Annotated in this window: 24 protein-coding genes; 6 read left to right on the top strand and 18 right to left on the bottom strand. The window is 66.8% G+C overall.

Annotated elements, in window-relative coordinates:
* Window positions 1-89 precede the first annotated feature (89 nt).
* Genes AC5P7A_RS05990 through surE form a run of 4 tightly spaced genes read right to left on the bottom strand, consistent with a single transcriptional unit; the run spans window position 90 to window position 2958 of the window.
* Entirely contained in the window at window positions 90-875 is a 786-nt protein-coding gene (locus AC5P7A_RS05990; RefSeq protein ID WP_478409551.1) for a peptidoglycan DD-metalloendopeptidase family protein, read from the bottom strand.
* Window positions 872-1486, bottom strand: a complete 615-nt coding sequence (locus AC5P7A_RS05985) for a YqaA family protein (RefSeq protein ID WP_014646707.1) — start codon at window positions 1484-1486, stop codon at window positions 872-874. Before AC5P7A_RS05985 ends, AC5P7A_RS05990 begins: the two co-directional genes overlap by 4 nt.
* An 18-nt stretch (window positions 1487-1504) precedes the next feature.
* Window positions 1505-2182: a protein-L-isoaspartate(D-aspartate) O-methyltransferase gene (locus AC5P7A_RS05980; RefSeq protein ID WP_010485977.1), complete on the bottom strand. Its 678-nt coding sequence runs from the start codon at window positions 2180-2182 to the stop codon at window positions 1505-1507.
* On the bottom strand, window positions 2179-2958 hold the full coding sequence (surE, locus tag AC5P7A_RS05975; protein WP_032959183.1) for a 5'/3'-nucleotidase SurE: 780 nt from the start codon (window positions 2956-2958) through the stop codon (window positions 2179-2181). Before surE ends, AC5P7A_RS05980 begins: the two co-directional genes overlap by 4 nt.
* Before the next feature lie 209 nt (window positions 2959-3167).
* Between surE and AC5P7A_RS05970 the strand changes: the two genes are divergently transcribed.
* Window positions 3168-3707 carry a Smr/MutS family protein gene (locus AC5P7A_RS05970; RefSeq protein ID WP_032959185.1) on the top strand — a complete coding sequence of 180 codons (540 nt, stop codon included), beginning with the start codon at window positions 3168-3170 and terminating at the stop codon, window positions 3705-3707.
* 70 nt (window positions 3708-3777) lie between these two features.
* Here AC5P7A_RS05970 and truD read toward each other — a convergent pair whose 3' ends face one another.
* The 10 genes from truD to AC5P7A_RS05920 form a co-directional block, all read right to left on the bottom strand.
* Window positions 3778-4809: a tRNA pseudouridine(13) synthase TruD gene (truD, locus tag AC5P7A_RS05965; protein ID WP_014646703.1), complete on the bottom strand. Its 1032-nt coding sequence runs from the start codon at window positions 4807-4809 to the stop codon at window positions 3778-3780.
* On the bottom strand, window positions 4806-5303 hold the full coding sequence (ispF, locus tag AC5P7A_RS05960; protein WP_169410583.1) for a 2-C-methyl-D-erythritol 2,4-cyclodiphosphate synthase: 498 nt from the start codon (window positions 5301-5303) through the stop codon (window positions 4806-4808). Before ispF ends, truD begins: the two co-directional genes overlap by 4 nt.
* A 34-nt stretch (window positions 5304-5337) precedes the next feature.
* Window positions 5338-6036 carry a 2-C-methyl-D-erythritol 4-phosphate cytidylyltransferase gene (gene ispD / locus AC5P7A_RS05955; RefSeq protein WP_478409550.1) on the bottom strand — a complete coding sequence of 233 codons (699 nt, stop codon included), beginning with the start codon at window positions 6034-6036 and terminating at the stop codon, window positions 5338-5340.
* Entirely contained in the window at window positions 6033-6386 is a 354-nt protein-coding gene (ftsB, locus tag AC5P7A_RS05950; RefSeq protein ID WP_005412924.1) for a cell division protein FtsB, read from the bottom strand. The genes ispD and ftsB overlap by 4 nt, the downstream gene beginning before the upstream one ends.
* A 4-nt stretch (window positions 6387-6390) precedes the next feature.
* The gene (gene eno, locus AC5P7A_RS05945; protein WP_014646700.1) at window positions 6391-7683 is read right to left on the bottom strand and encodes a phosphopyruvate hydratase; all 1293 of its coding nucleotides are present in this window, start codon (window positions 7681-7683) and stop codon (window positions 6391-6393) included.
* Window positions 7684-7779: 96 nt separating this feature from the next.
* Complete coding sequence (locus tag AC5P7A_RS05940) at window positions 7780-8109, bottom strand: hypothetical protein (RefSeq protein WP_495219946.1); 330 nt, start codon at window positions 8107-8109, stop codon at window positions 7780-7782.
* Window positions 8109-8456, bottom strand: a complete 348-nt coding sequence (locus tag AC5P7A_RS05935; protein WP_032959194.1) for a hypothetical protein — start codon at window positions 8454-8456, stop codon at window positions 8109-8111. The genes AC5P7A_RS05940 and AC5P7A_RS05935 overlap by 1 nt, the downstream gene beginning before the upstream one ends.
* Window positions 8453-9283 (bottom strand): 3-deoxy-8-phosphooctulonate synthase, encoded by an 831-nt coding sequence (gene kdsA, locus AC5P7A_RS05930; protein ID WP_005408999.1) that lies wholly within the window; start codon window positions 9281-9283, stop codon window positions 8453-8455. The genes AC5P7A_RS05935 and kdsA overlap by 4 nt, the downstream gene beginning before the upstream one ends.
* An 89-nt stretch (window positions 9284-9372) precedes the next feature.
* Window positions 9373-11037, bottom strand: a complete 1665-nt coding sequence (gene pyrG, locus AC5P7A_RS05925) for a CTP synthase (RefSeq protein WP_014646697.1) — start codon at window positions 11035-11037, stop codon at window positions 9373-9375.
* A 400-nt stretch (window positions 11038-11437) separates the two neighbouring features.
* Window positions 11438-11671, bottom strand: a complete 234-nt coding sequence (locus AC5P7A_RS05920) for a hypothetical protein (RefSeq protein ID WP_014646695.1) — start codon at window positions 11669-11671, stop codon at window positions 11438-11440.
* A 171-nt stretch (window positions 11672-11842) separates the two neighbouring features.
* Here AC5P7A_RS05920 and parE point away from each other — a divergent pair, with 171 nt between their 5' ends.
* The 3 genes from parE (at window position 11843) to AC5P7A_RS05905 (ending at window position 16096) form a co-directional block, all read left to right on the top strand.
* Window positions 11843-13732 (top strand): DNA topoisomerase IV subunit B, encoded by a 1890-nt coding sequence (parE, locus tag AC5P7A_RS05915; protein WP_032959196.1) that lies wholly within the window; start codon window positions 11843-11845, stop codon window positions 13730-13732.
* Window positions 13733-13910: 178 nt separating this feature from the next.
* The gene (locus AC5P7A_RS05910; RefSeq protein WP_046429987.1) at window positions 13911-14489 is read left to right on the top strand and encodes a GNAT family N-acetyltransferase; all 579 of its coding nucleotides are present in this window, start codon (window positions 13911-13913) and stop codon (window positions 14487-14489) included.
* 110 nt (window positions 14490-14599) lie between these two features.
* Window positions 14600-16096 carry a S10 family peptidase gene (locus tag AC5P7A_RS05905; RefSeq protein WP_046429900.1) on the top strand — a complete coding sequence of 499 codons (1497 nt, stop codon included), beginning with the start codon at window positions 14600-14602 and terminating at the stop codon, window positions 16094-16096.
* A 265-nt stretch (window positions 16097-16361) separates the two neighbouring features.
* On the opposite strand, the gene AC5P7A_RS05900 is transcribed toward AC5P7A_RS05905, so the two are convergent.
* Entirely contained in the window at window positions 16362-17483 is a 1122-nt protein-coding gene (locus tag AC5P7A_RS05900) for an inorganic phosphate transporter (RefSeq protein WP_014646691.1), read from the bottom strand.
* A gap of 13 nt (window positions 17484-17496) precedes the next feature.
* Window positions 17497-18123: a DUF47 domain-containing protein gene (locus AC5P7A_RS05895; protein WP_004152833.1), complete on the bottom strand. Its 627-nt coding sequence runs from the start codon at window positions 18121-18123 to the stop codon at window positions 17497-17499.
* A gap of 292 nt (window positions 18124-18415) precedes the next feature.
* On the opposite strand from AC5P7A_RS05895, the gene AC5P7A_RS05890 reads away from it, so the two are divergent.
* Window positions 18416-19720 carry a hemolysin family protein gene (locus tag AC5P7A_RS05890; protein ID WP_032959200.1) on the top strand — a complete coding sequence of 435 codons (1305 nt, stop codon included), beginning with the start codon at window positions 18416-18418 and terminating at the stop codon, window positions 19718-19720.
* Window positions 19704-20363, top strand: a complete 660-nt coding sequence (locus AC5P7A_RS05885; protein ID WP_014646689.1) for an exopolysaccharide biosynthesis protein — start codon at window positions 19704-19706, stop codon at window positions 20361-20363. The genes AC5P7A_RS05890 and AC5P7A_RS05885 overlap by 17 nt, the downstream gene beginning before the upstream one ends.
* Window positions 20364-20455: 92 nt before the next feature.
* On the opposite strand, the gene AC5P7A_RS05880 is transcribed toward AC5P7A_RS05885, so the two are convergent.
* Both AC5P7A_RS05880 and AC5P7A_RS05875 read right to left on the bottom strand, forming a co-directional pair.
* Complete coding sequence (locus AC5P7A_RS05880; protein WP_014646688.1) at window positions 20456-20953, bottom strand: pyridoxamine 5'-phosphate oxidase family protein; 498 nt, start codon at window positions 20951-20953, stop codon at window positions 20456-20458.
* 67 nt (window positions 20954-21020) lie between these two features.
* Window positions 21021-22016 carry an LLM class flavin-dependent oxidoreductase gene (locus AC5P7A_RS05875; protein WP_014646687.1) on the bottom strand — a complete coding sequence of 332 codons (996 nt, stop codon included), beginning with the start codon at window positions 22014-22016 and terminating at the stop codon, window positions 21021-21023.
* Window positions 22017-22128 lie beyond the last annotated feature (112 nt).

Raw genomic sequence — 22128 nt, 5'->3', positions numbered from 1 at the left:
GCGGTGTTTGCGGCCCATGGGCCGCACCGTCGGCGAACGCCCGGCGCGCTGCGCCGGGCCGGGGATCCGCCCGGATTATGAATCGACGATCAGCGCGCCGGCAGGTACTGCTGCGGGTCGACCGGCTTGCCGTTGTAGCGGATCTCGAAGTGGACCATGTCGCGGTTCGCACCGGTGCGGCCCATCTCGGCGATCTGCTCACCGGCCTTCACGCTCTGCCCTTCATTCACCAGGCGCTTGCGGTTGTGGCCATAGGCCGACAGCCACTGGTCGCTGTGCTTGATGATGATCAGCTCGCCGTAGCCGACCAGGCCGGCGCCGGAGTACACCACCACACCGTTGGCGGTGGCCTTGACCGGCTGGCCGCTGGTACCGGCGATGTCCACGCCCTGCTTGGTCGCATCGCCGGCAACGTAGCGGCCGACGATCGCGCCATCGGCCGGCCAGCGCCAAGCGATGTTGCTCTTCACCGGACCGGCCGGCGCCGGAGTTGGCGCCGTGCTGCCGGCGCTGCTGCCACCCGAGCGCGGCGCGGTGACCACCGTGGTCGGCGCGCGGCCGCCGCTGGCACCGGCCGGATACAGCCGGATCACCTGCCCCGGATGGATGGTCGAGGGGTTGTCCAGGCTGTTCCAGGCAATCAGGTCGGCCGGGGTAATGTCATGGATGCGGGCCAGCGCATAGATGGTGTCGCCCTTGCGCACCACCACGGTCTGCCCGGGCTTGGGCACCGAGGTCTTCGGCGTGGTCACGCCACCACCGGTGCTGCCACCACCAGGACGAACCACAGTGGCGGTGCCGCAGGCGGCCAGGGTGGAAACCAGCAACACCAGCGCGCCGATGCGCACTCCCTTGCTCAGACGATCAGGACTCATGCGAACTTCGACCTCCATACAAGCCAGGCGATCAGCACCACCACCAACGCGGTGGCGATCCAGCCCAGCGGTTCAATCCAGCGACGCAGTGCCGCTTCAGCACGCGCACCACCGATACGGATGACCGCAGCCAGCACGAACACGCGCTTGCCGCGACCGATCAGCATGCTCAACAGGTACTGCGGCATCGGTACGCCGACGATACCCGATGCCCACGTGAAGACCTTCATCGGGATGGGCATGAAGCCGCCCAGCACCAGGAAGGTGAACACCGCCCACGGCGATTCGGCCATCTTCGCCTGCACGGTGGTGATGCCCTGCTCGATCGCCGGCAGCATGCCCAGCACTTCAAACAGCGGCTTGATCGCCTCGAAAGCGTAGTGACCCAGCGCGTAGCCGACCAGCGCACCGACCATCGAGCCGGCCAGGCTGAGGGTGGCAAACCACCAGCCGCGCTTGGGCTGGGCCACGCACATCGGCGCCAGCATCACCTCCGGCATCACCGGGAAGATGATCGCCTCGAAGAAGCTCAACACCGTCAGATAGGTCGGCGCGCGTTCGTGCGCCGCCCACTTCATCGCCCGCTCGTACAGCGGCCCGAAAATCTTCATGCAACCCTGCTCCGTGGATTAGTCGAGCATGCCAGACAGCAGCGGCACGAACGTGACCGGCGCCAGCACGTGTTGTTCGATGCTGCCGTCGGCCTTGCGGTCCAGCTGTACCAGCGACTGCGCCCCAGGGCCACCGACCGGCGCCACCAGGCGGCCGCCTTCGGCCAGCTGCTCGATCAGGGCGTCGACCAGTGCCGGCGCCGCCGCAGTGACCACGATGGCATCGAACGGGCCGTGCTCGGCCCAGCCGACGCGGCCGTCGTCGTGCTTGGTGCGGATGTTCATGCCCAGCGCACGGAAGCGCTTGCGGGCCTGGCGCAGCAGATCACCAATGCGCTCCACGGTGTAGACCTCCAGGCCCAACGCGCCAAGGATGGCGGCCTGGTAACCGGAACCGGTACCGACTTCCAGCACCCGCTTCGGCGCGACCTGGAGCACTGCCTCGGTCATCCGCGCAACCACCCAGGGCTGCGAGATGGTCTGGCCATGGCCGATCGGCAGCGCGGTGTCTTCATACGCACGCGAGGCCAGGGCTTCATCGATGAACAGATGGCGCGGCACCACCCGGATCGCGTTCAAGGTCGGCTCGTCGACGATGCCGGCTTCGCGCAGGCGGTCGACCAGGCGGTCACGCACGCGCTGCGAGGTCATGCCGATACCGACGGCTTCCGGCTGCAATCGCAGGCGTGGGCTCATGCCGGCTGGTCCAGCGCGGCGCTGAGGCCGCCGACCCAGCTGGCGACCTTCTCCAGCGCCTGGTAGCGGGTGAGGTCGACCTGGATCGGGGTGATCGAGATGTGGCCGGTGCGCACCGCGTGGAAATCGGTACCTGGACCGGAATCCTGCTCACGGCCGGCAGGGCCGATCCAGTACACCTCGTTGCCGCGCGGATCCTTCTGCGCGATGCAGCCTTCGGCACGATGGCGGTTGCCGAGGCGGGTGACCTCGAAGCCCTTGACCTCGCTCCACGGCAGGTCCGGCACGTTGACGTTGAGGATGGTGTCGGCCGGCAGCGGATCGGCCTTGAGCCGGGCGACAATCTCCACCGCAGCACGCGCGGCGGTCTCGAAGTGCTTCGGATCGTGGTTGCGGCTGACCAGCGAGACCGCCACCGCCGGCAGGCCGAGGAAGCGACCTTCCATCGCCGCCGAGACGGTGCCGGAATAGATCACGTCGTCGCCGAGATTGGCGGCGTTGTTGATGCCGGACACGACAATGTCAGGCTCGAATTCAAGCAGGCCGGTCAGCGCCAGGTGCACGCAGTCGGTGGGTGTACCGGCCACCGAAACGGTGTAATGGTCGATGCGCTTGAGCCGGATCGGCAGGTCCAGGGTCAGCGAGTTGCTGGCGCCGGAGCGATCGCGGTCGGGCGCAACCACCGTGACTTCGTGACCGGCCTCGCGCAGGACCGCGGCAAGCATCCGGATGCCTGCGGCGTCGACACCATCGTCATTGCTGACCAGGATTCGCATCTTCGATTTAACCGCTTGATTTTCCAAGAATTCGATTCCATCACCGTGCAGTGTGGGCGGGACCGTCGCGCTCCCCTGCGGAAGCGGTCGACCCTGCAAGGGCATCGTCTATTGTGCCGCATGCGGGCCGCCGGTCCTACCCTGTCAGCGGTCACGGCCGACATCGAACCGTCATAGGCAGACCTGCGCCGGCGGTTTACCCTGTGCGCATGTCGCACCCTGATGACGAAGATCCGGCCGCCTTGTTCCGTGCGGCCATCGGCGAAGTGAAGCCGCTGCGCAAGGATGCCGAGCCGGCACCTGCCGCGCCCCGGCCGAAACCGCGTGCGCGCATGGCCGAACGTGACGAGGCCGAAGCGGCCGGCGAGTTCGCCCGGCTGCTGCGCGACAGTGCGCCACTGGAAGCCGGCGACGTGGCCAGCTATCGCCGCGACAACCTGCCACCACGCCTGTTCCAGCGCCTCAAGCGCGGCCAGTACTCGGTGCAGGACGAACTGGATCTGCACGGCGCCACCGCCGCACAGGCCGAAGCCCTGCTGCGCCAGTTCCTGCTGGAAGCGCATGCACACGAGTACGGCTGCGTGCGCATCATCCACGGCAAGGGACTGCAGTCCGATGGCGGCGCACCGGTGCTGAAGAACCTGGTCGATCGCCTGCTGCGGCTGCGCAACGACGTGCTGGCATTCCATTCGGCACCGACCGGACAAGGCGGCACCGGCGCGGTACTGGTGCTGCTGGCGCGGCGTTGAAAAGGGGACGGAGGGAATTAAGTCGTTTGTGCCACAAACGACTTAATTCCCTCCGTCCCCTTTTTTTCTGTCAGGCCTGCGAGGCGTCTTCGACGGGGCCGAGTTCGTGCAGCACGGCGGTGGCGTAGCAGCCTGGCGGCAACGCGAACGACAGTTCCAGCACGTCGTCGGCCAGCCACTGGTGCTGCAGCAGCGCCGGACGCAGGCGCAACGCGCGGCGCTCCTGCTTCAGGCGCGCATCTTCCAGGCCGGCCCGCAGTGCTTTCGACTCGTCGTCGTCCAGCGCGGCCAGCTCCAGCTCACGTGCCGCGTCGGCACTGCGCAGCTCGCCTTCGCCCCACAACGGCGCGCTGGGATGGATGTCGAAACGCGCCAGCCGCTCGGCCAGCACATCCGTGTACGGCTCGGGGCCGAACACGCTGCGACTGCCATCGAGCATCCAGACTTCGCCATCGAGCGGCTGGTCCCAGCTGCCCTGCTCCACGCGCGCGGCCAGCACGCGGTTGAACAGCGCCGAACGGGCTGCAGAGAGCAGCAGCGAACGCTGGTCCTTGCGCATGCGGCGGCCACCGAACATCGCCAGTGCAGCCGGCACGTTGCCACCGTCGCGGCCGAAACGCTGTTCACCAAACCAGTTCGGCAGGCCGCGCGCGGCAATCTGCTGCAGGCGCTCGCTGATCGCGGCGGGATCGCCCTGCACCTCGCGCAGCACCAGCTTGAAGCGGTTGCCGGCCAGTGCGCCGCGCTGCAGCTTGCGGTTGTGCCAGGTTGCCTCGATGACTTCGATTTCGTCACTGGCCAACTCGGCCAGGTCCGGCGCAATGCGCTTGGGCAGGTGCACGCTGAAACGCTGGGTGGTGACCGCGTGGCGGTCTTTCATCCCGGCGTAGCTCACCGCCATTTCCGGCAGGCCCGCCCATTTTGCCAGCACCTTGGCCACATGCACGGTGTTGGCGCCGCGCTTGCGGATGTGCAGCAGCAGATGCTCGCCTTCACCGCTCGCCTCGAACGCCGGCAGTTCATCCACCTGGAAATCGTCTGGCGTGGTGCGGATGCGCGCCGTCAACAACGGCGCACCAAACGCCAACGGCAGCGGGATCATGCCGCCACCAGCAACACGACCGCCTGCGCGGCGATGCCTTCACCACGGCCGGTGAAGCCCAGCTTCTCCGAGGTGGTGGCCTTGACGCTGACCGCGTCCAGCGGCAGCTGCAGCAACCCACCGATGCGCTCACGCATCGCAAGCGCATGCGGGCCGACCTTCGGCCGCTCGCAGATCACGGTGATGTCGGTGTTGCCGACGCGCCAGCCGCGCTCACGCAGCAGGCTGTCGCAGTGGCGCACGAACTCGCTGCTGTCGGCCCCCTTCCAGCGGTCGTCACTGGGCGGGAAATGCCGGCCGATGTCGCCCAGCGCCAGTGCGCCGAGCATGGCATCGCACAGGGCGTGCAGGATCACGTCGCCGTCGCTGTGTGCAAGCACACCGCAGCTGTGCGGCACGTTCACTCCGCCAAGCATGATGTGGTCGCCTTCACCGAAGGCATGGACGTCGTAGCCCTGGCCGATGCGGACGGGCGGGAACGGTGCGGTGCTCATGGATGCAACCCTTGCTGCAGGGCCGCGCGGACGGTCAGCCGACGCGGCGGGAAAGTACGAATTCGAACCGGTCCAGATCGGCCGGGGTGGTGACCTTGAAGTTGTCCTCGCTGCCCTCGACCAGCAGCGGGCGCTGGCCCTGGCGCTCCATGGCCATGGCCTCATCGGTGACTTCAACACCGGCGGCGGCGGCTTCGGACAGCGCGCGGCTGAGCTGGTGGCGGCGGAACAGTTGTGGTGTCAGTGCGCGCCACAGCCGCTCGCGCGGCTCGGTGCCATCGATGCCACCGTCGTCGCCCGCACGCTTGAGGGTGTCACGCACCGGTGCGGCCAGGATCGCCCCGACCGGATCGGCACGACCGACTTCAAGCAGGCGGCCAAGGTCGGCCAGCGACAGGTTCGGCCGCGCGGCATCGTGGACCAGCACGAATTCATCAGCGCGCACCGTCTCCGGCAGCGCCTGCAGGCCAGCCAGCACCGAAGCGGCACGGGTCGCGCCACCGATGCAGGTCAGCACCGGCTTGCCCGCCCACTCGTTCCAGCCGGGCCAGTCGGCGTCGTCCGGGCCGATCACTACCATTGCCCCGGCTACGGCCGGATGCGCCAGCAGGGCGTCCAGGGTATGGGCGAGCAGGATCTGCCCGCCCGCCTGCAGGTACTGCTTGGGCAACGGCGCGCCAAAGCGGGTGCCACGGCCAGCAGCCGGAACCACGACCCAGATCGCCGCACTCATGGCACGTCCGCCGGGTGGTCGCCAACCTGCGCACTGACACCTGCCGCAGGCTGCGCCGGGTGGACCGGCGCATCCTCGACCACGCGATAGAACTTCTCGCCGGGCTTGATCATGCCCAGCTCGCTGCGCGCGCGTTCCTCGATGGCGGACTGGCCTTCCTTGAGGTCCTTCACTTCCGCAGCGAGCGCATCATTGCGCTGCTGCAGGCCCTCATTGTCCCGCTCCTGGTTGGCGACCTGGGCTTCGAGCATCATCACTTCACCCGAATTGCCCGGACCAAACCAGAAGCGGTACTGCAGCCAGCCCAGCAACAGGGCCAGCACCAGCAGCATCCAGCGCCAGTCGCGCATCGGCTCAGCGCTTCAGCGAAACGAACGCGTCACGACCGGCGTAACGCGCGCCGGCGCCGAGGGCTTCCTCGATGCGCAGCAGCTGGTTGTACTTGGCCACGCGATCGCTGCGGCACAGCGAACCGGTCTTGATCTGGGTGGCGGTGGTGGCCACTGCGATGTCGGCGATGGTGGTGTCTTCGGTTTCGCCCGAACGGTGCGAGACCACGGCGGCGTAGCCGGCACGGTCGGCCATGGCGATCGCTTCCAGGGTTTCGCTGAGGGTGCCGATCTGGTTGACCTTGATCAGGATCGCGTTGGCGGTGCCCGAGTCGATGCCTTCCTGGAAGATCTTCGGGTTGGTCACGAACAGGTCGTCGCCGACCAGCTGCACCTTCTTGCCGATGCGGTCGGTCAGCAGCTTCCAGCCGGCCCAGTCATTCTCGGCCAGGCCATCTTCAATCGTGATGATCGGGTACTGCGCGGCCCAGTCGGCGAGGAAGTCGACGAACTGCTCGGAGGTCAGGCGCTTGTTCTCGCCGACCAGGTTGTACTTGCCGTTCTCGAAGAACTCGCTGGAGGCCACGTCCAGGCCCAGCAGCACGTCTTCGCCGGCGGTGTAGCCCGCCTTGCCGATCGCTTCGAGAATGGTGTCCAGCGCTTCGACGTTGCTGCGGAAGTCCGGCGCGAAGCCACCTTCGTCGCCGACCGCGGTGCTCAGGCCATGGCCCTTCAGCACCGACTTCAGCGAATGGAAGATTTCGGTACCGGCACGCAGCGCTTCGGAGAACGAGGTGAAGCCAACCGGCAGCACCATGAACTCCTGGAAGTCGACGTTGTTGTCGGCATGCGCGCCGCCATTGATGATGTTCATCATCGGCACCGGCAGCGCCGGGGTCACGCCGGTCCTGGCAGCCAGGTACTGCCACAGTGCCTGCTTGTTCGATGCAGCGGCGGCATGCGCGGCGGCCATCGAAACACCCAGCAGCGCGTTGGCACCCAGGCGGCCCTTGTTCTCGGTGCCGTCCAGATCGATCAGGCGACGGTCGAGGCCGGCCTGGTCGGTAGCCTCAAAGCCCTTCAGCGCGGCGGCAATCGTGGTGTTGACGTTGTCGACGGCCTTGCGCACGCCCTTGCCCAGATAACGGGTCTTGTCACCGTCACGCAGCTCGACCGCTTCCTTGGTGCCGGTCGAGGCGCCGGAGGGAACCGCGGCACGACCGAACGAACCGTCCTCCAGGATGACTTCGGCTTCCAGCGTGGGGTTGCCACGGCTGTCAAGGATTTCACGGGCGTGGATGCTGCGGATCGTACTCATGGTCGGGCCGGTTACCTGTCTGGAGAGGGGGCGACAAAACGAATGCCGCGTGATTATCCCCGGCTGCCCGCCACTTGCCAAATGGCCTGGGCGGCATCAGCCCCAGCTGGACCCGATCACGATCAGGGCCAGCGACACCAGCATCACCAGCAACGCGCCGGCCACCGCCGCCGCGACGGGTCTACGACGGCGTCGCCAGGCGAGCACCATCGCCACCAGGCTGCCGACGAAAGACACACCCAGCGCGACCAGCGCGGCCACGATCCAGTACTGCATGGCCTGGATGCCATGGTTTCCGTCACCCGGCGAGCCGAAGCTGGCCGCAAAGGCCATTACTCCCAGCAGCAGGGACGCCCAGGCGAGCACGGACAGCCCCAGCGCGACCAGGCCCCAGGGCCAGCCGCGCGCCGACGTGCTCGTATTCATCAAAGCAATCCGTAGAACAGGGCGCCGAGCCACAGCGAAAGCAGGATGATCGCAAAGCCAGCCGCCACCTTGCCGCGATTCAGCCGCCAGGCCAGCACCGCGGCCGCGAGGCAGCCCGCGGCACCGAGCAGCTCCGCGACCAGCAGCGCAATGAAATACGCACGCAGATCAAGCGCGCTGCTGCCATCACCCGGGGGGCGCACCGACGCCGCACCGATCAGCACCAGGCCAAACATGCCCACGGTGAACAGCACGGCCAGGCCCAGTGCGATCAGGCCCCAGGGCCACTGTTTCCAGTGCCGGCGATGACGCTGGGCTTCCAGCGCCACCCTCGGGTCACGACTCACGCGAAGCGCGAGAAGCCGTGCTTCTTGGTCACCGCGTCGAGCTCCATCAGGGTCTCGAGCAGCGCTTCCATCTGGTCCAGCGGCCACGCGTTGGGGCCATCGGACAGGGCCTTGGACGGATCCGGATGGGTCTCGGCGAACAGGCCGGAGATGCCCACCGCGACGGCAGCACGGGCCAGCACCGGCACGTGCTCACGCTGGCCACCGGAACTGGTGCCCTGCCCGCCCGGCAACTGCACCGAGTGGGTGGCATCGAACACCACCGGGCAACCGGTATCGCGCATCACCGCCAGCGAGCGCATGTCGCTGACCAGGTTGTTGTAGCCGAAGCTGGCACCGCGCTCGCAGACCATGATCTGCTCGTTGCCGGTGGCCTTGGCCTTCTCCACGACCGGCTTCATGTCCCAGGGCGCCAGGAACTGGCCCTTCTTGATGTTGACCGGCTTGCCGGCCGAGCACACCTTGCGGATGAAGTCGGTCTGGCGGACCAGGAACGCCGGGGTCTGCAGCACATCCACCACCGAGGCCACTTCGTCCATCGGGGTGTACTCATGGACGTCGGTCAGCACCGGCACGCCGATCTGCTTCCTGACCTCGGCCAGGACCTTCAGGCCCTCTTCCATGCCCGGGCCGCGGAACGCGGTGCCCGAGGTGCGGTTGGCCTTGTCGAAGCTGGACTTGAAGATGAAGTTGACGCCGAGCTTGTCGGTGACTTCCTTCAGCTTGCCGGCGGTATCGAGCTGCAGCTGCATCGACTCGATCACGCAGGGGCCGGCGATCAGGAACAGGGGCTGGTCCAGCCCGACCTCGAATCCACACAGTTTCATGGCGTTTCCTTGTTGTCCGCAGCACCGGCCGGGCCGGTGCGCTGGGGGTTGAAGCATGCAGGATGGGGGCCGAAGCCCCCATTCACAAGTCAGGCGCGCGCTTCGGAAAGCAGCTTGCCGCCGGCCTTGCGCTCGCGCGCGGCACGGATGAAACCGATGAACAGCGGGTGGCCGTCACGCGGCGTGGACAGGAATTCCGGGTGCGCCTGGCAGGCCAGGAACCACGGATGCGCGTCGCGCGGCAGTTCGACCACTTCCACCAGGGTGTCGTCCATCGACTTGCCGGCAATCACCAGGCCGGCATCTTCCAGCTGGGTGCGGTAACGGTTGTTGAACTCGTAGCGGTGGCGGTGGCGCTCGGCGACGACGTCCTTGCCGTACAGCTCACGGGCCAGCGTGCCCGGCTTCAGGCGCTGTTCCTGCAGGCCCAGGCGCATGGTGCCGCCGAGGTCGCTCTTGTCGTCACGCTTCTCGACATCGCCGGTGGCGGTGCGCCATTCGGTGATCAGGCCGATCACCGGGTTCGGCGACTGGCGGTCGTTCTCGGTGCTGTTGGCGCCTTCCAGGCCGACCACGTTGCGCGCGTAATCGACGACGGCCGCCTGCATGCCGTAGCAGATGCCGAAGTACGGCACGTGCTGCTCGCGGGCGAACTTCGAGGTCAGCACCTTGCCTTCGAAACCACGGTCACCGAAGCCACCCGGCACCAGGATGCCGTCGACATCGGCCAGTGCGGCCATGTCGGTGCCTTCCAGATCCTGTGCTTCCAGCCACTTCAGGTTGACCTTGGTGCGCTGGCGCAGGCCGCCGTGCTTCAGTGCTTCGCCGACCGACTTGTAGGCATCCTGGTGATCCACGTACTTGCCAACCACGGCGATGGTCACTTCATCCAGCGGATGCAGGGTCGCATCGACTGCGTCCTCCCACATCGACAGATCGACCGGACCGGCCTTGTCGGCCAGCTTCAGCTGGTTGACCACGATCTCGTCCAGGCCCTGCGCGTGCAGGCCCGACGGAATGCGATACAGCACGTCCACGTCCGGCACGCTGATCACTGCGCGCTCGGAGACGTTGGTGAACTGGGCGATCTTGCGGCGCTCCGAATCCGGCACGGCCTGCTCGGAACGGCACAGCAGCACGTCCGGCTGGATGCCGATCGAACGCAGTTCCTTCACCGAATGCTGGGTCGGCTTGGTCTTCAGCTCACCGGCGGCGCCGATGTACGGCACCAGGGTGAGGTGCATGAACAGCGCCTTCTCCGGGCCACGCTCGGTGCGCACCTGGCGGATCGCTTCCAGGAACGGCAGCGACTCGATGTCGCCGACGGTGCCACCGATCTCGACCAGTGCCACGTCGTAGCCTTCGGTGGCTTCGTCGATGCAGCGACGGATCTCGTCGGTGATGTGCGGAATGACCTGCACGGTCGCGCCCAGGTAGTCGCCGCGGCGCTCCTTGCGGATCACGTTCTCGTAGATGCGGCCGGTGGTGACCGAGTTCTTGCGGCTCAGGCGGGTGCGCACGAAGCGCTCGTAGTGGCCCAGGTCGAGGTCGGTCTCGGCGCCGTCATCGGTGACATACACCTCACCGTGCTGGAACGGGCTCATGGTGCCCGGGTCGACGTTGATGTAAGGGTCGAGCTTCATCATCGTGACCTTCAGGCCCCGGGCTTCGAGAATGGCGGCCAGCGACGCGGCGGCAATGCCTTTGCCGAGCGAGGACACCACGCCGCCGGTTACGAAAATCAAGGGAGTCATGGCTGCAAGCATCCTGTCTGGAAATGGAAAACGGCAACACCACGCGCACCCGGAGGGCGGGCATGGTGCTCGGAGGGGGTTTTCCGGTTCGCTGGGACAGCGAGGGAGGTGCGGATCCGTGCGGCGGCAGGCGCCGGACGGGGACCATCGTGCGAGGTCGGGGCGGCCGTGCCGGCCAAATCGACCGTCACCTGCGACCCGCCATGCTGGAAGCCACGCTTGGCCGCTCCAGCCCATTCGCAAAGGGTGGACACGCACTTACTCCCGGAAAGCCATAGTTTACAGATTGATGGCCGCCAACCCAAGGGGCAGACGCCACGTTCCTAAAAAGAAACGCCCCGCGGAGCGGGGCGTTCCGTTGCGCACCCCTTGTCGCAAGGGCGCTTGGCAGGTTGCGGGATCAGCGCTTCTTGCGCGCTTCTTCCTCTTCTTCCTTCTGCGGGGCCGGCTGGCCCTGCGCCTTCATTTCGGCATTGGCCTGGGCACGACGCTTGGCCTTGGCATCGGCCTCGGCCTGCGCCTTGTCGGCCTGGTCACCCTGCTGCGGGGCCGGCTGGCCCGCGTTCTGCGCCACCACCAGCGGCACTGCAACGGCGGCAGCGGCCAGGATTGCAACGGTCAGCAACTTCTTCATGAGATCCTCCTCGCGGTATGGCTTGGATGTTTCGACCCGATGGGGCCGCCGGCGTTCAGATTCCAGCGGCTGCCATTTTACCCCCTCCCCGGCGCCGAGGCTGAACCGCAGGCGTGCAAAATCGCCGTCCAGACCGCACACTTGCGCGTCGCTCCGCGCTTTAGAAGATAGATGAACGCCCGCTATAACGCCGCCGATATTGAAGTCCTGTCCGGCCTTGACCCGGTCAAGCGCCGTCCCGGCATGTATACCGACACCGCGCGCCCGAACCACCTGGCGCAGGAAGTGATCGACAACTCGGTGGACGAGGCCCTCGCCGGCCATGCCCGCTCGATCGAGATCACCCTGTACAAGGACGGCAGCGTGGAGGTCAGCGATGACGGCCGCGGCATGCCGGTGGACATCCATCCGGAAGAGAAGATCCCGGGCGTCGAACTGATCCTCACCCGCCTGCATGCAGGCGGCAAGTTCAGCAACAACAACTACACCTTCTCCGGCGGCCTGCATGGCGTCGGCGTCAGCGTGGTCAACGCGCTGTCGACCCTGGTGGAGGTGCACATCAAGCGCGAAGGTGCCGAACACCGCATCACCTTCCGCAATGGCGACCGCGCCACGCCGCTGGAGGTGGTCGGCACCGTCGGCAAGAAGAACACCGGTACCCGCGTGCGCTTCTGGCCGGACCCGAAGTACTTCGACACGCCCAAGTTCGCAGTGCGCGCGTTGAAGCACCTGCTGCGCGCCAAGGCCGTGCTGTGCCCGGGCCTGACCGTCAAGCTGACCGACGAAGCCACCGGTGAAGTCGATACCTGGTACTACGAAGACGGCCTGCGCGACTACCTGAAGCTGGAACTGGGTGAGCGCGAATCGCTGCCGGCCGACCTGTTCGTCGGCAACCTCAAGAAGGACACCGAGGTGGTGGACTGGGCCGTGGCCTGGCTGCCGGAAGGTGAGCTGGTCCAGGAAAGCTATGTCAACCTGATTCCGACCGCCCAGCATGGCACCCACGTCAACGGCCTGCGTACCGGCCTGACCGAGGCGCTGCGCGAGTTCTGCGACTTCCGCAACCTGCTGCCACGCGGCGTCAAGCTGGCCCCGGAAGACGTGTGGGACCGGGTGTCGTTCGTGCTGTCGCTGAAGATGACCGACCCGCAGTTCAGCGGCCAGACCAAGGAACGCCTGTCCTCGCGCCAGGCCGCCGGCTTTGTAGAGGGCGCCGCGCACGATGCGTTCAGCCTGTTGCTGAACCAGAACGTGGAGCTGGGCGAGAAGATCGCGCAGATCGCCATCGAGCGCGCCAGTGCGCGCCTGAAGACCGAGAAGCTGGTCGTCCGCAAGAAGGTCACGCAGGGCCCGGCCCTGCCCGGCAAGCTGGCCGACTGCATCAGCCAGGACCTGTCGCGCACCGAGCTGTTCCTGGTGGAAGGTGACTCGGCAGGCGGCAGCGCCAAGCAGGCGCGCGACAAGGATTTCCAGGCGATCCTGCCGCTGCGCGGCAAGATCCTCAACACCTGGGAAGTGTCGTCCAACAGCGTGCTGGCCTCCGAAGAAGTGCACAACCTGGCCGTGGCCATCGGCTGCGACCCCGGCAAGGACGACATCACCGGCCTGCGCTACGGCAAGGTGGTGATCCTGGCCGACGCGGACTCCGACGGCCTGCATATCGCCACCCTGCTGACCGCGCTGTTCCTCAGGCATTTCCCGGCGCTGGTCGATGCCGGCCACGTGTTCGTGGCAATGCCGCCGCTGTTCCGCATCGACGTGGGCAAGCAGGTGTTCTACGCCCTGGATGAGGAAGAGAAGCGTTCGATGCTGGACAAGATCGAGCGCGAGAAGATCAAGGGCGCAGTCAACGTCACCCGCTTCAAGGGCCTGGGCGAGATGAACCCGAACCAGCTGCGCGAGTCGACCATCCATCCGGATACGCGCCGCCTGGTGCAACTGACCGTGGACGATGGCGAGCAGACCCGTTCGCTGATGGACATGCTGCTGGCCAAGAAGCGCGCGTCCGACCGCAAGGGCTGGCTGGAGTCGAAGGGCGATCTGGCCTCGCTGGAGGTCTGATCCGGAGCGGGGTCGGATCCCTTTCCGCAGGAAAGGGCTCTGACCCGGTTGGCGGCAGTGGGGTCAGAGCCGTTTCCTGTCAGGAAACGGATCCGACCCCATGCGCTCCGACCCCATCCGCCCCCATCGGCAAACCCGGCAGCGCCATAATGCGCGTCCATCCGCGTGGACCACCCTATTGGCCAGCCACTCGCTGCTGTTCCCCGGCCTGCCGCTGCACAGTGCACGGCTGGTCCTGAGCCCGATCCGTCGTGACGATGCCGCCGCGCTGTTCACGCTGCAGTCCAACCCGGATGTCATGCGATGGTGGAACCATCCAGCCTGGACGCGACTGGCCGAAGCGCGCGAGCAGATCGACGATGACCTCGCCGCCCATGCCATCGGCACCCAGCTGAAGCTGGCCGTGCGCGAATCGCTGGAAGGTCCGCTGCTGGGCATCTGCGTGGTATTCGCGGTGGACCGCGATGCGGCGCGCGCCGAGATCGGCTACCTGCTGGCACCCGATCGCCAGGGCCAGGGCTATATGCACGAGGCCCTGCAACAGGTACTGGCCTACCTGTTCCGCACCCTGCACCTGCATCGGGTGGAAGCCGAGATCGACCCGCGCAATGCGCCGTCCGCGCACGTGCTGGATCGCCTGGGCTTCCACCGCGAGGGGGTGCTGCGCCAGCGCTGGCGCATCCAGGGGCAGCTGGCCGACTCGGCCGTCTACGGCCTGCTGGCCGATGACGACGCCGCAGCCACCCTCCCCGCTTGACCCAATCTGGCCAGTAGCGGGCTCAACGCACGGCCATGCCTTTGGACACATACGGCATGGCCCGCCACCGGCCTAGCATCGGAACCCCCTTCCGCTGCCGAACCGGTGCCATGAAGTCCCTGCTGCACACTGCCGCGCTCTGCGTCGGCCTGCTCATCGCCCCTGCCAGCGTGCTGGCCGCGTCCGACGCCGAGGGCAAGCCCGACCCGAAAGACGACAAGACCGAAGCGCCTGCGCTGCCCGCCGACGCCTCGGCCCGCCAGAGCATGCGCCTGGCCGGCCGCACCCTGGACTACACCGCCACCGTCGGCACCCTGCCGGTACGCGATGCCAAGGGCAAGGTGATCGCCGATGTGGTGTTCACCGCCTACACGATGCCGGGCAAGGACCGGCCGGTGACCTTCGCGCTCAATGGCGGCCCCGGTGCGTCGTCGGTGTACCTCAACATGGGCGCGATCGGGCCCAAGGTGGTGACCTTCGGCTCCGAGGGTGACAGCGCATCGGCGCCGGCCACCCTGCACGACAACCCGGGCACCTGGCTGGACTTCACCGATCTGGTGTTCATCGATCCGGTCGGTACCGGCTTCAGCCGCGCGCGGATCGGCGACGATGAAGCCAAGAAAGCGCTCTACAACCCCAGTGCCGACGTCGAATACCTGTCGCGCTCGATCTACGACTGGCTGCTGCGCAACCAGCGCATGGCCTCGCGCAAGTACCTGACCGGCGAGAGCTACGGTGGCTACCGCGGCCCGCGCATCACCCACTTCCTGCAGACCCGGCTGGGCGTGGCAATGAACGGACTGGTGCTGGTCTCGCCCTACCTGAGCCCGACCCTGGAAGACAACGCCGATGTCTCGCCGATGGCGTGGATGCAGACGCTGCCGTCGATCGCCGCGGCGCACCTGGAGCGCCAGGGCAAGCTGACCGATGCGGCGATGCGCGAGGTGGTGGAGTACACCCGTGGCGATTACGCCACCGCGTTGATGAAGGGCCGCAGCGATCCGCAGGCTACGGAAGCCATGCTGCGCCGGGTCACCGCGCTGACCGGACTGGACCCGCAGTTCGTGCGCCGCGCTGGCGGGCGCCTGGAGACCCAGGCCTACCTGCGTGAAGTGTTCCGCGACAAGGGCACGCTGGGCAGCCGCTACGACTCCAACGTGACCGCGTTCGATCCGTTCCCGAATGATCCGGAGCAGCGCGCCAACGACCCACTGCTGGACAGCATCATCGCGCCGACCACCACGGCGATGGTCGACTTCGTGACGCGCGTGGTCGGCTGGAAAGTAGATGCGCGCTACCAGGCGCTGAACTACGACGTGAACCGGCTGTGGGACCGCAATGGCGAACTGCGCCAGGGTGCGGTGACCCAGCTGCGCCAGGCGGTGGCGATCGACCCGCATCTGCAGGTGCTGATCGTGCATGGCTGGAACGACCTGTCGTGCCCGTTCATGGGCTCGATCCTGACCGTGGACCAGATGCCGACGATGGGCAGCAATCCGGACCGGGTGCAGGTGCGCAGTTATCCGGGCGGGCACATGTTCTACAGCCGGGCGGACAGCCAGGCGGCGTTCCGCAAGGATGTACAGGCGTTGTTCCAGCGTAATTGAAGGGGTTTGGCCGGGCCTGCGGCCCGGCACCCGCTGACAGCCACGGCAACGGCAACTGCAAAAGCTGGCTTCCTGAGGGCTGTTGGTGGGTGCCGACCGTTGGTCGGCACGGGGGCGGATCCCGTTGCTTGGCAACGGGCTCTGACCCTGGTTCTGCTCTGGCAGGTGTCGACCTTGGTCGACACGGTGGGTGCGGAAAATTCTTGCCCATGAAAAAGCCCGCCTGATACGGCGGGCTTTTTCGTTTGCAACCTTGGCGTGGCGATCAGGTCCAGCCGAACAGCTCGAACAGCTTCAGGATCAGGTACGCACAGCCACCGGCCGCCGGGATGGTCAGGATCCAGGCCCAGACGATGCGCTCGATCACGCCGAACTTCAGCGAGCGCGGGTTCTTGGCGAAGCCGACGCCCATGATCGCGGTGGAGATGCTGTGCGTGGTCGAGACCGGCATGCCGAAGTGGGCCGCCAGGGTCAGGATGGTGGCCGAGCTGGTCTCCGCGGCGAAGCCGTGGATCGGGTGCAGCTTGACCATCTTATGCCCCAGGGTCTTGATGATCTTCCAGCCGCCCGAAGCGGTACCGGCCGCCATCACCACCGCGCAGGTCAGCACGATCCACATCGCGATGCCGTCACCGGCATGCGCGTCCGGGTGCATGAAGGCCAGCCAAGACGGCAGGTCGTTCAATGCGCCGGTGGCTTCGGCACCGATCAGAGTCATGGCGATGATGCCCATGGTCTTCTGCGCGTCGTTGTGGCCGTGGGCGAAGCCCATGTAGGCCGCCGAGGCGATCTGCGCCTTGCCGAAGAAGGCGTTGACGATGCGCGGACGGGCCAGGCGGCCGATGGCACCACCGATCTTGGCCAGGCCGGCGATCAGCGCCCACAGCAGCACCATCACCACGATGCCGAGCAGGAAGCCGGCGATCGGCGAGGTGATCATCGGCACGAACACCTTCCACAGCAGGCCCTTGTTCTGCGCCCAGCTGCCCAGGCGCTCGGACCAGATCAGCGCGTCCCAGTTGTTGTGGGCGGCAGCCAGGCCGGCGCCGCAGAGGCCACCGATCAGGGCGTGCGAGGACGAGGACGGCAGGCCCTTCCACCAGGTGATCAGGTTCCAGATGATGCCGCCCAGCAGGGCGCACAGGATCACCTGCGGGGTGACCTCGACCACGTTGGTGTTGAGCAGGCCCGAGGCGATGGTCAGCGCCACCGCGGTACCGGTCAGTGCACCGATGAGGTTCATGAAGGCGGCCAGCATCACCGCCCAGCCGGGCGAGAGCACCTTGGTCGCCACCACGGTGGCAATGGAGTTGGCAGTGTCGTGGAAGCCGTTGATGAACTCGAAGACGAGCGCGGCCAGGATCACCACCAGGACAAGGGTCAACATGCGGCGGCGTCCGTCAGCTGTTCTTCAACACGATCTGGTACGCCACCACGCCAGCCTCGCGGCAGCGGTCGATGGCCTTTTCCAGGATCTCGAAGAATTCCTTCAGCAGGAACATCTGCAGGTTGTCCAGGCGGCCCGAATAGATGTCGCGGTACAGCTCGAGCATCAGGCGGTCGGCCTCGTTCTCCAGCGAGCGCAGCTTCTCGTTGAGCGCGGTCATCCGGTCCAGGTTCATGTGGCGCAGGTCGGCCACCATCTCCACCACCACGCCGGCGGCCTGTTCGAGCATCGCCGCGCGCGGCGCGAAGTCGATGTGCTCCAGGTGCGTCGTGGCCAGCGAATAGCGGTCGGCGAACTTCTCGATCTGCTTGGGAATCTTGTACAGCGCCGAGCCCAGCGCTTCGATGTCTTCGCGCTCGATCGGGGTCATGAAGCTGTCCACCAGCGCCTGGCTGATCTTGTCCGAGGCCGCGCGTTCGCGCAGGCGGGCCAGCTTGAAGGCGTCCAGCGCGGGCTGGCGGTCGGCCTCGCGCAGCATGGAATGCAGCGCCTTGGCGGCGTCGGAAGCCGCGACGGCAGCCTCATCGAGCAGGGTGTAGAACTGTTTGCCGGAACCGAAAATGGTCTGCAGAGAGAACATTGAGAAACCTGTCAGCCGTCGCGGGAAGGACGGCACCAGATGGAATTATGACGGCTAGATGACCATCACGGGTATCCCCGCCCCCTTTCGAGGCCTTGGAACCCCCAACCTGAACAGGCGGTTGCCACCCTGCCATGCCCCTTTGCTAAGATGCCAGCGCGCCTTCGGGCGCACCTTATGGACGACGACCCTTATCCCCCTGCGCCGCGCCGGATCCCGTTCCTGAGCGCCTGCCGCCATCGCCAGCACCCGCCCTCCCTGCCACCAACCGGGGACGACGCCCGTGTTTGAAATGATCCTGATTGTCTTCGCGCTTGTTCTGCTGAACGGCTTCTTCGCCATGTCCGAGATGTCGGTCATGACCTCGCGCAAGAGCCGCCTGAAGCAGATGGCTGCCACCTCCAAGCGCGCGGCCAAGGCGCTGGAGCTGTCCGAGAAGCCGGAGAGCTTCCTGTCCACCGTGCAGATCGGCATCACCGTGATCGGCGTGCTGACCGGCTACCTCGGCGGTGAGGCGCTGGGCGAGGCCTTCGCCGGCTGGATCCAGGGGCTGATGCCGGGGTTTGCGTACGCGGGCAACATCGGTACCGCGCTGGCCGTCAGCCTGATCACCTTCATCACGCTGATCTTCGGCGAACTGGTGCCCAAGCGCCTGGCGCTGACCCGCTCGGAGGCCATTGCCGGCCTGGTCGCGATGCCGATGAGCTGGCTGGCCAAGCTGGCCCTGCCCTTCGTCTGGCTCCTGTCCAAGACCACCCAGCTGGTGCTGCGCCTGTTCGGCCTGGGCAAGGACGAAGTCGCCTCGGTGACTGAAGAAGAGATCCGCATGCTGGTGGCCGAGAGCCACGAAGCCGGTGTGATCGACGCCCACGAGCGTGACATGATGAACCGCGTCATGCGCCTGGGCGACCGCACCGCCGACAGCCTGATGACCCCGCGCAACCGCATTGCCTGGCTGGACACCCAGGCCGGGCTGGAGCGCAACCTGGAAATCATGGCCGAGCACGAGTTCTCGCGGTACCCGGTGTACCGCGACAACGACATGGACGTGGTCGGCGTACTTGAACTGAAATCGCTGGCCACGCGCATGGCACGCGGCGACAACGCGCTGTTCCAGACCTTGCGCGAACCGCTCTACGTGTCCGAATCGACCCACGCGATGAAGCTGCTGGAGATCTTCCGCGAGGAACAGCAGTCGATGGCGCTGGTGGTTGACGAGTACGGCGAGATCCAGGGCCTGGTGACCATCAGCGACCTGATGGGCGCCGTGGTCGGCCGCCTGCAGGCGGTGGAGAATGCCGATGAAGATGCGCTGGTGGTGACCCGCGAGGACGGTTCGCTGCTGGTGGATGGCTCGCTGCCGATCGAAGACCTGCGCGAACTGATCGGCAGCAACGAGCTGCCCGATGCCGAGGACGGCGATTACTACACCCTGGCCGGCATGTGCATCCACTACTTCGGCCGCATCCCGCACGCAGGCGAGTACTTCGACTGGGCCGGCTGGCGCTTCGAAGTGGTCGACCTGGACGGTGCGCGGGTGGACAAGCTGCTGCTGCGCACGCTGTCCGACGAGCAGGCCGATGAGCTCACCGCCTGAGGCCGGCCAGGGTCCAGGCGCCGAGCGCCCGGCCTACCGCAACGAGGGCATCCGCACCCTGCTGGAGATGTTCGCTTCCGGCGACCCGGCCGAGCACATGCCGCTCGGCCAGATCCTGAGCAACCTGCAGCAGAGCGCGTTCGGCGTGTTCCTGTTCGTGGCGATCCTGCCCTCGTTCATCCCGATCCCGGGCATGGGTGGCGCGGTCAGCGGCCCGCTGGTGATCCTGATCGGCCTGCAGATGCTGTTCTGCCTGCGCCGGCCGTGGCTGCCCGGCTTCATTGCCCGCCGCGGACCCAAGCGCGGCACCATGCACCGTTTCCTGGACCGCATCGACCGCCCACTGCGGCGCCTGGACAGGATGCTGAGGCCACGCCTGCCGCAGCTGTTGACACCCCTCCCCGCCCACGCCTTCAGCGGCCTGCTGCTGGTGCTGCTGGGCCTGCTGCTGTCGTTGCCGATTCCCTTCACCAATTTCCTGTTCGGCTTCCAGCTGCTGCTGTTCTCGCTGGCGCTGCTGGAACGCGATGGCGCGCTGATGCTGTTCAACTGGATCGCCGCGTTGGCGGCGATCGCGTTCTTCGGCTTCAGTTCGGGGCAGCTGGTGGGTTACACGGTGGACCTGTTCCAGCGCTGGTTCTGAACCGGAATCCGGTAGAGCCGGCCGCTGGCCGGCTGCCACGTTTCCAGGTCTGCCGGCCAGCGTCCGGCACTACCAATACCGGACATCGATCCTCACCGAAGATCGATGAAGCCATTGTCGGCCAATTGCGCCGGCTCGTCCTGCACCGCCGACAGCACGAAATTCAACGCCTTGCCCAGCAGCGTGCCCGGACCATCCCAATACTCGGCCGAGTCGGCCCGCACGTGGATCAGGCGCAGGTTCGGGTCGTCCTTGCCGCCCGGGAAAAACAGTTTCATCGCCGGCGACCACAGTTCCTCGATCTTCGCGCGGTCATCAACGATGCGCGCGCGCCCTGCCACCGATACGTAGGTGTTCTTCGACGGCGAGGCATAGGCCACGTTGACGTGCGGATCAAGCGCGATCTCGGCAACCTTCGGGCTGTCGGCGGTGATGACGAACCACAGGTCACCGTCGAAGGTGACCTGCTGGGTGGCCAGCGGCCGGCTGTAGAGTCGTCCGTCGACGCCGGTGGTGGTGAACATCGCCACCTCCACGTCCTTGATCAGTTCGGCCAGCTGGGCGATGTGTTCGGCGCGGGTATCCGCCATGGGAGGCTCCAATGGGAAGAGCCCCCATCAGACCCGTCGCGGCTGCAACGGGCCGTGACGCCATTGTTCAGCCCGCGTGGCGGGCATGCCAGGCCTGCATCGCCAGTTCGAACGAACGCAGGCGCGCACGGTGGTCATGCAGGTTGGCGGTGAGCATCAGCTCGTCCGGCGAGTGCCGCTCAACGAACGCGGCGATGCCATCGGCCACCTGCTGCGGATCGCCGAGCACGGTGCAGGCCAGGGCCCGCTCCACGCCGAGCTTTTCGTGCGGCTCCCAGAAGGCTTCGATGTCGTCGATCGGCGCCGGAATCTTGCCCGGCCGGCCGCGGCGCAGGTTGACGAAACTCTGCTGCTGGCTGGTGAACAGGCGGCGCGATTCGGCCTCGCTGTCACTGGCGACGACATTCAGGGCCAGCATCGCGTGCGGCTGCTTCAACGTGGCCGAGGGGCGGAACTCGCGGCGGTACACCGCCAGCGCCTCGTCCATGGCATCGGGCGCGAAGTGCGAGGCAAACGCATAGGGCAGGCCCATCGCGGCGGCCATGCGCGCGCCGAACAGGCTGGACCCCAGGATCCAGGTCGGCACCCGCAGGCCACCGCCCGGAACCGCCTGCACCGCCTGCCCGGGCTGTACCGGCTCGAAGTAGTGCAGCAGTTCGCGCACGTCCTGCGGGAACTGGTCGGCGCTGTCGAAGTAGCGGCGCAGTGCACGCGCGGTGGGCTGATCGGTGCCCGGCGCACGGCCGAGGCCGAGATCGATGCGGTCCGGATACAGCGAAGCCAGCGTGCCGAACTGCTCGGCCACCTGCAGCGGCGCATGGTTGGGCAGCATGATGCCGCCGGCACCGACGCGGATGCGCCGGGTGCCGCCCGCGACGTGGCCGATCAGCACGGCCGTGGCCGCGCTGGCGATGCCGGGCATGTTGTGGTGTTCGGCCAGCCAGTAACGGCGGTAGCCCAGCGCATCGGCGTGCTGGGCCAGTTCCAGCATGTTGGCGAAGGCGGCGGTGGTGTCACTGCCCTCGCAGACCGGGGCCAGGTCAAGGATCGACAACGGGATCATCAGCGGTTTTCCGTCTCAGGATCTCCCCTGCATGGGGTCGGCCAGGCGCAGCGGCCAGTGACGGTGGCGGGATGCTGATTCCCGCGGAGCCGGTTCAGGGCCTGCCGGACCG

The organism is Stenotrophomonas sp. YJH_SMC_65, assembly GCF_059369475.1.
This window is presented reverse-complemented; position numbering and strand designations above follow the sequence as displayed.

Excerpts from the sequence above, each read along its gene's own strand:
- ftsB (WP_005412924.1), bottom strand. The coding sequence starts at position 6,386 with ATGCGCGACTGGCGCTGGATGCTGCTGGTGCTGGCCCTGTTGCTGGGC.
- AC5P7A_RS05875 (WP_014646687.1), bottom strand. The coding sequence starts at position 22,016 with ATGATCCCGTTGTCGATCCTTGACCTGGCCCCGGTCTGCGAGGGCAGT.
- AC5P7A_RS05885 (WP_014646689.1), top strand. The coding sequence starts at position 19,704 with ATGAGCTCACCGCCTGAGGCCGGCCAGGGTCCAGGCGCCGAGCGCCCG.
- AC5P7A_RS05905 (WP_046429900.1), top strand. The coding sequence starts at position 14,600 with ATGAAGTCCCTGCTGCACACTGCCGCGCTCTGCGTCGGCCTGCTCATC.
- AC5P7A_RS05895 (WP_004152833.1), bottom strand. The coding sequence starts at position 18,123 with ATGTTCTCTCTGCAGACCATTTTCGGTTCCGGCAAACAGTTCTACACC.
- eno (WP_014646700.1), bottom strand. The coding sequence starts at position 7,683 with ATGAGTACGATCCGCAGCATCCACGCCCGTGAAATCCTTGACAGCCGT.
- AC5P7A_RS05920 (WP_014646695.1), bottom strand. The coding sequence starts at position 11,671 with ATGAAGAAGTTGCTGACCGTTGCAATCCTGGCCGCTGCCGCCGTTGCA.
- AC5P7A_RS05880 (WP_014646688.1), bottom strand. The coding sequence starts at position 20,953 with ATGGCGGATACCCGCGCCGAACACATCGCCCAGCTGGCCGAACTGATC.
- parE (WP_032959196.1), top strand. The coding sequence starts at position 11,843 with ATGAACGCCCGCTATAACGCCGCCGATATTGAAGTCCTGTCCGGCCTT.
- ispF (WP_169410583.1), bottom strand. The coding sequence starts at position 5,303 with ATGAGCACCGCACCGTTCCCGCCCGTCCGCATCGGCCAGGGCTACGAC.
- AC5P7A_RS05890 (WP_032959200.1), top strand. The coding sequence starts at position 18,416 with ATGATCCTGATTGTCTTCGCGCTTGTTCTGCTGAACGGCTTCTTCGCC.
- AC5P7A_RS05985 (WP_014646707.1), bottom strand. The coding sequence starts at position 1,486 with ATGAAGATTTTCGGGCCGCTGTACGAGCGGGCGATGAAGTGGGCGGCG.
- truD (WP_014646703.1), bottom strand. The coding sequence starts at position 4,809 with ATGATCCCGCTGCCGTTGGCGTTTGGTGCGCCGTTGTTGACGGCGCGC.
- surE (WP_032959183.1), bottom strand. The coding sequence starts at position 2,958 with ATGCGAATCCTGGTCAGCAATGACGATGGTGTCGACGCCGCAGGCATC.
- ispD (WP_478409550.1), bottom strand. The coding sequence starts at position 6,036 with ATGAGTGCGGCGATCTGGGTCGTGGTTCCGGCTGCTGGCCGTGGCACC.
- AC5P7A_RS05980 (WP_010485977.1), bottom strand. The coding sequence starts at position 2,182 with ATGAGCCCACGCCTGCGATTGCAGCCGGAAGCCGTCGGTATCGGCATG.
- AC5P7A_RS05990 (WP_478409551.1), bottom strand. The coding sequence starts at position 875 with ATGAGTCCTGATCGTCTGAGCAAGGGAGTGCGCATCGGCGCGCTGGTG.
- kdsA (WP_005408999.1), bottom strand. The coding sequence starts at position 9,283 with ATGAAACTGTGTGGATTCGAGGTCGGGCTGGACCAGCCCCTGTTCCTG.
- AC5P7A_RS05970 (WP_032959185.1), top strand. The coding sequence starts at position 3,168 with ATGTCGCACCCTGATGACGAAGATCCGGCCGCCTTGTTCCGTGCGGCC.
- pyrG (WP_014646697.1), bottom strand. The coding sequence starts at position 11,037 with ATGACTCCCTTGATTTTCGTAACCGGCGGCGTGGTGTCCTCGCTCGGC.
- AC5P7A_RS05900 (WP_014646691.1), bottom strand. The coding sequence starts at position 17,483 with ATGTTGACCCTTGTCCTGGTGGTGATCCTGGCCGCGCTCGTCTTCGAG.
- AC5P7A_RS05940 (WP_495219946.1), bottom strand. The coding sequence starts at position 8,109 with ATGAATACGAGCACGTCGGCGCGCGGCTGGCCCTGGGGCCTGGTCGCG.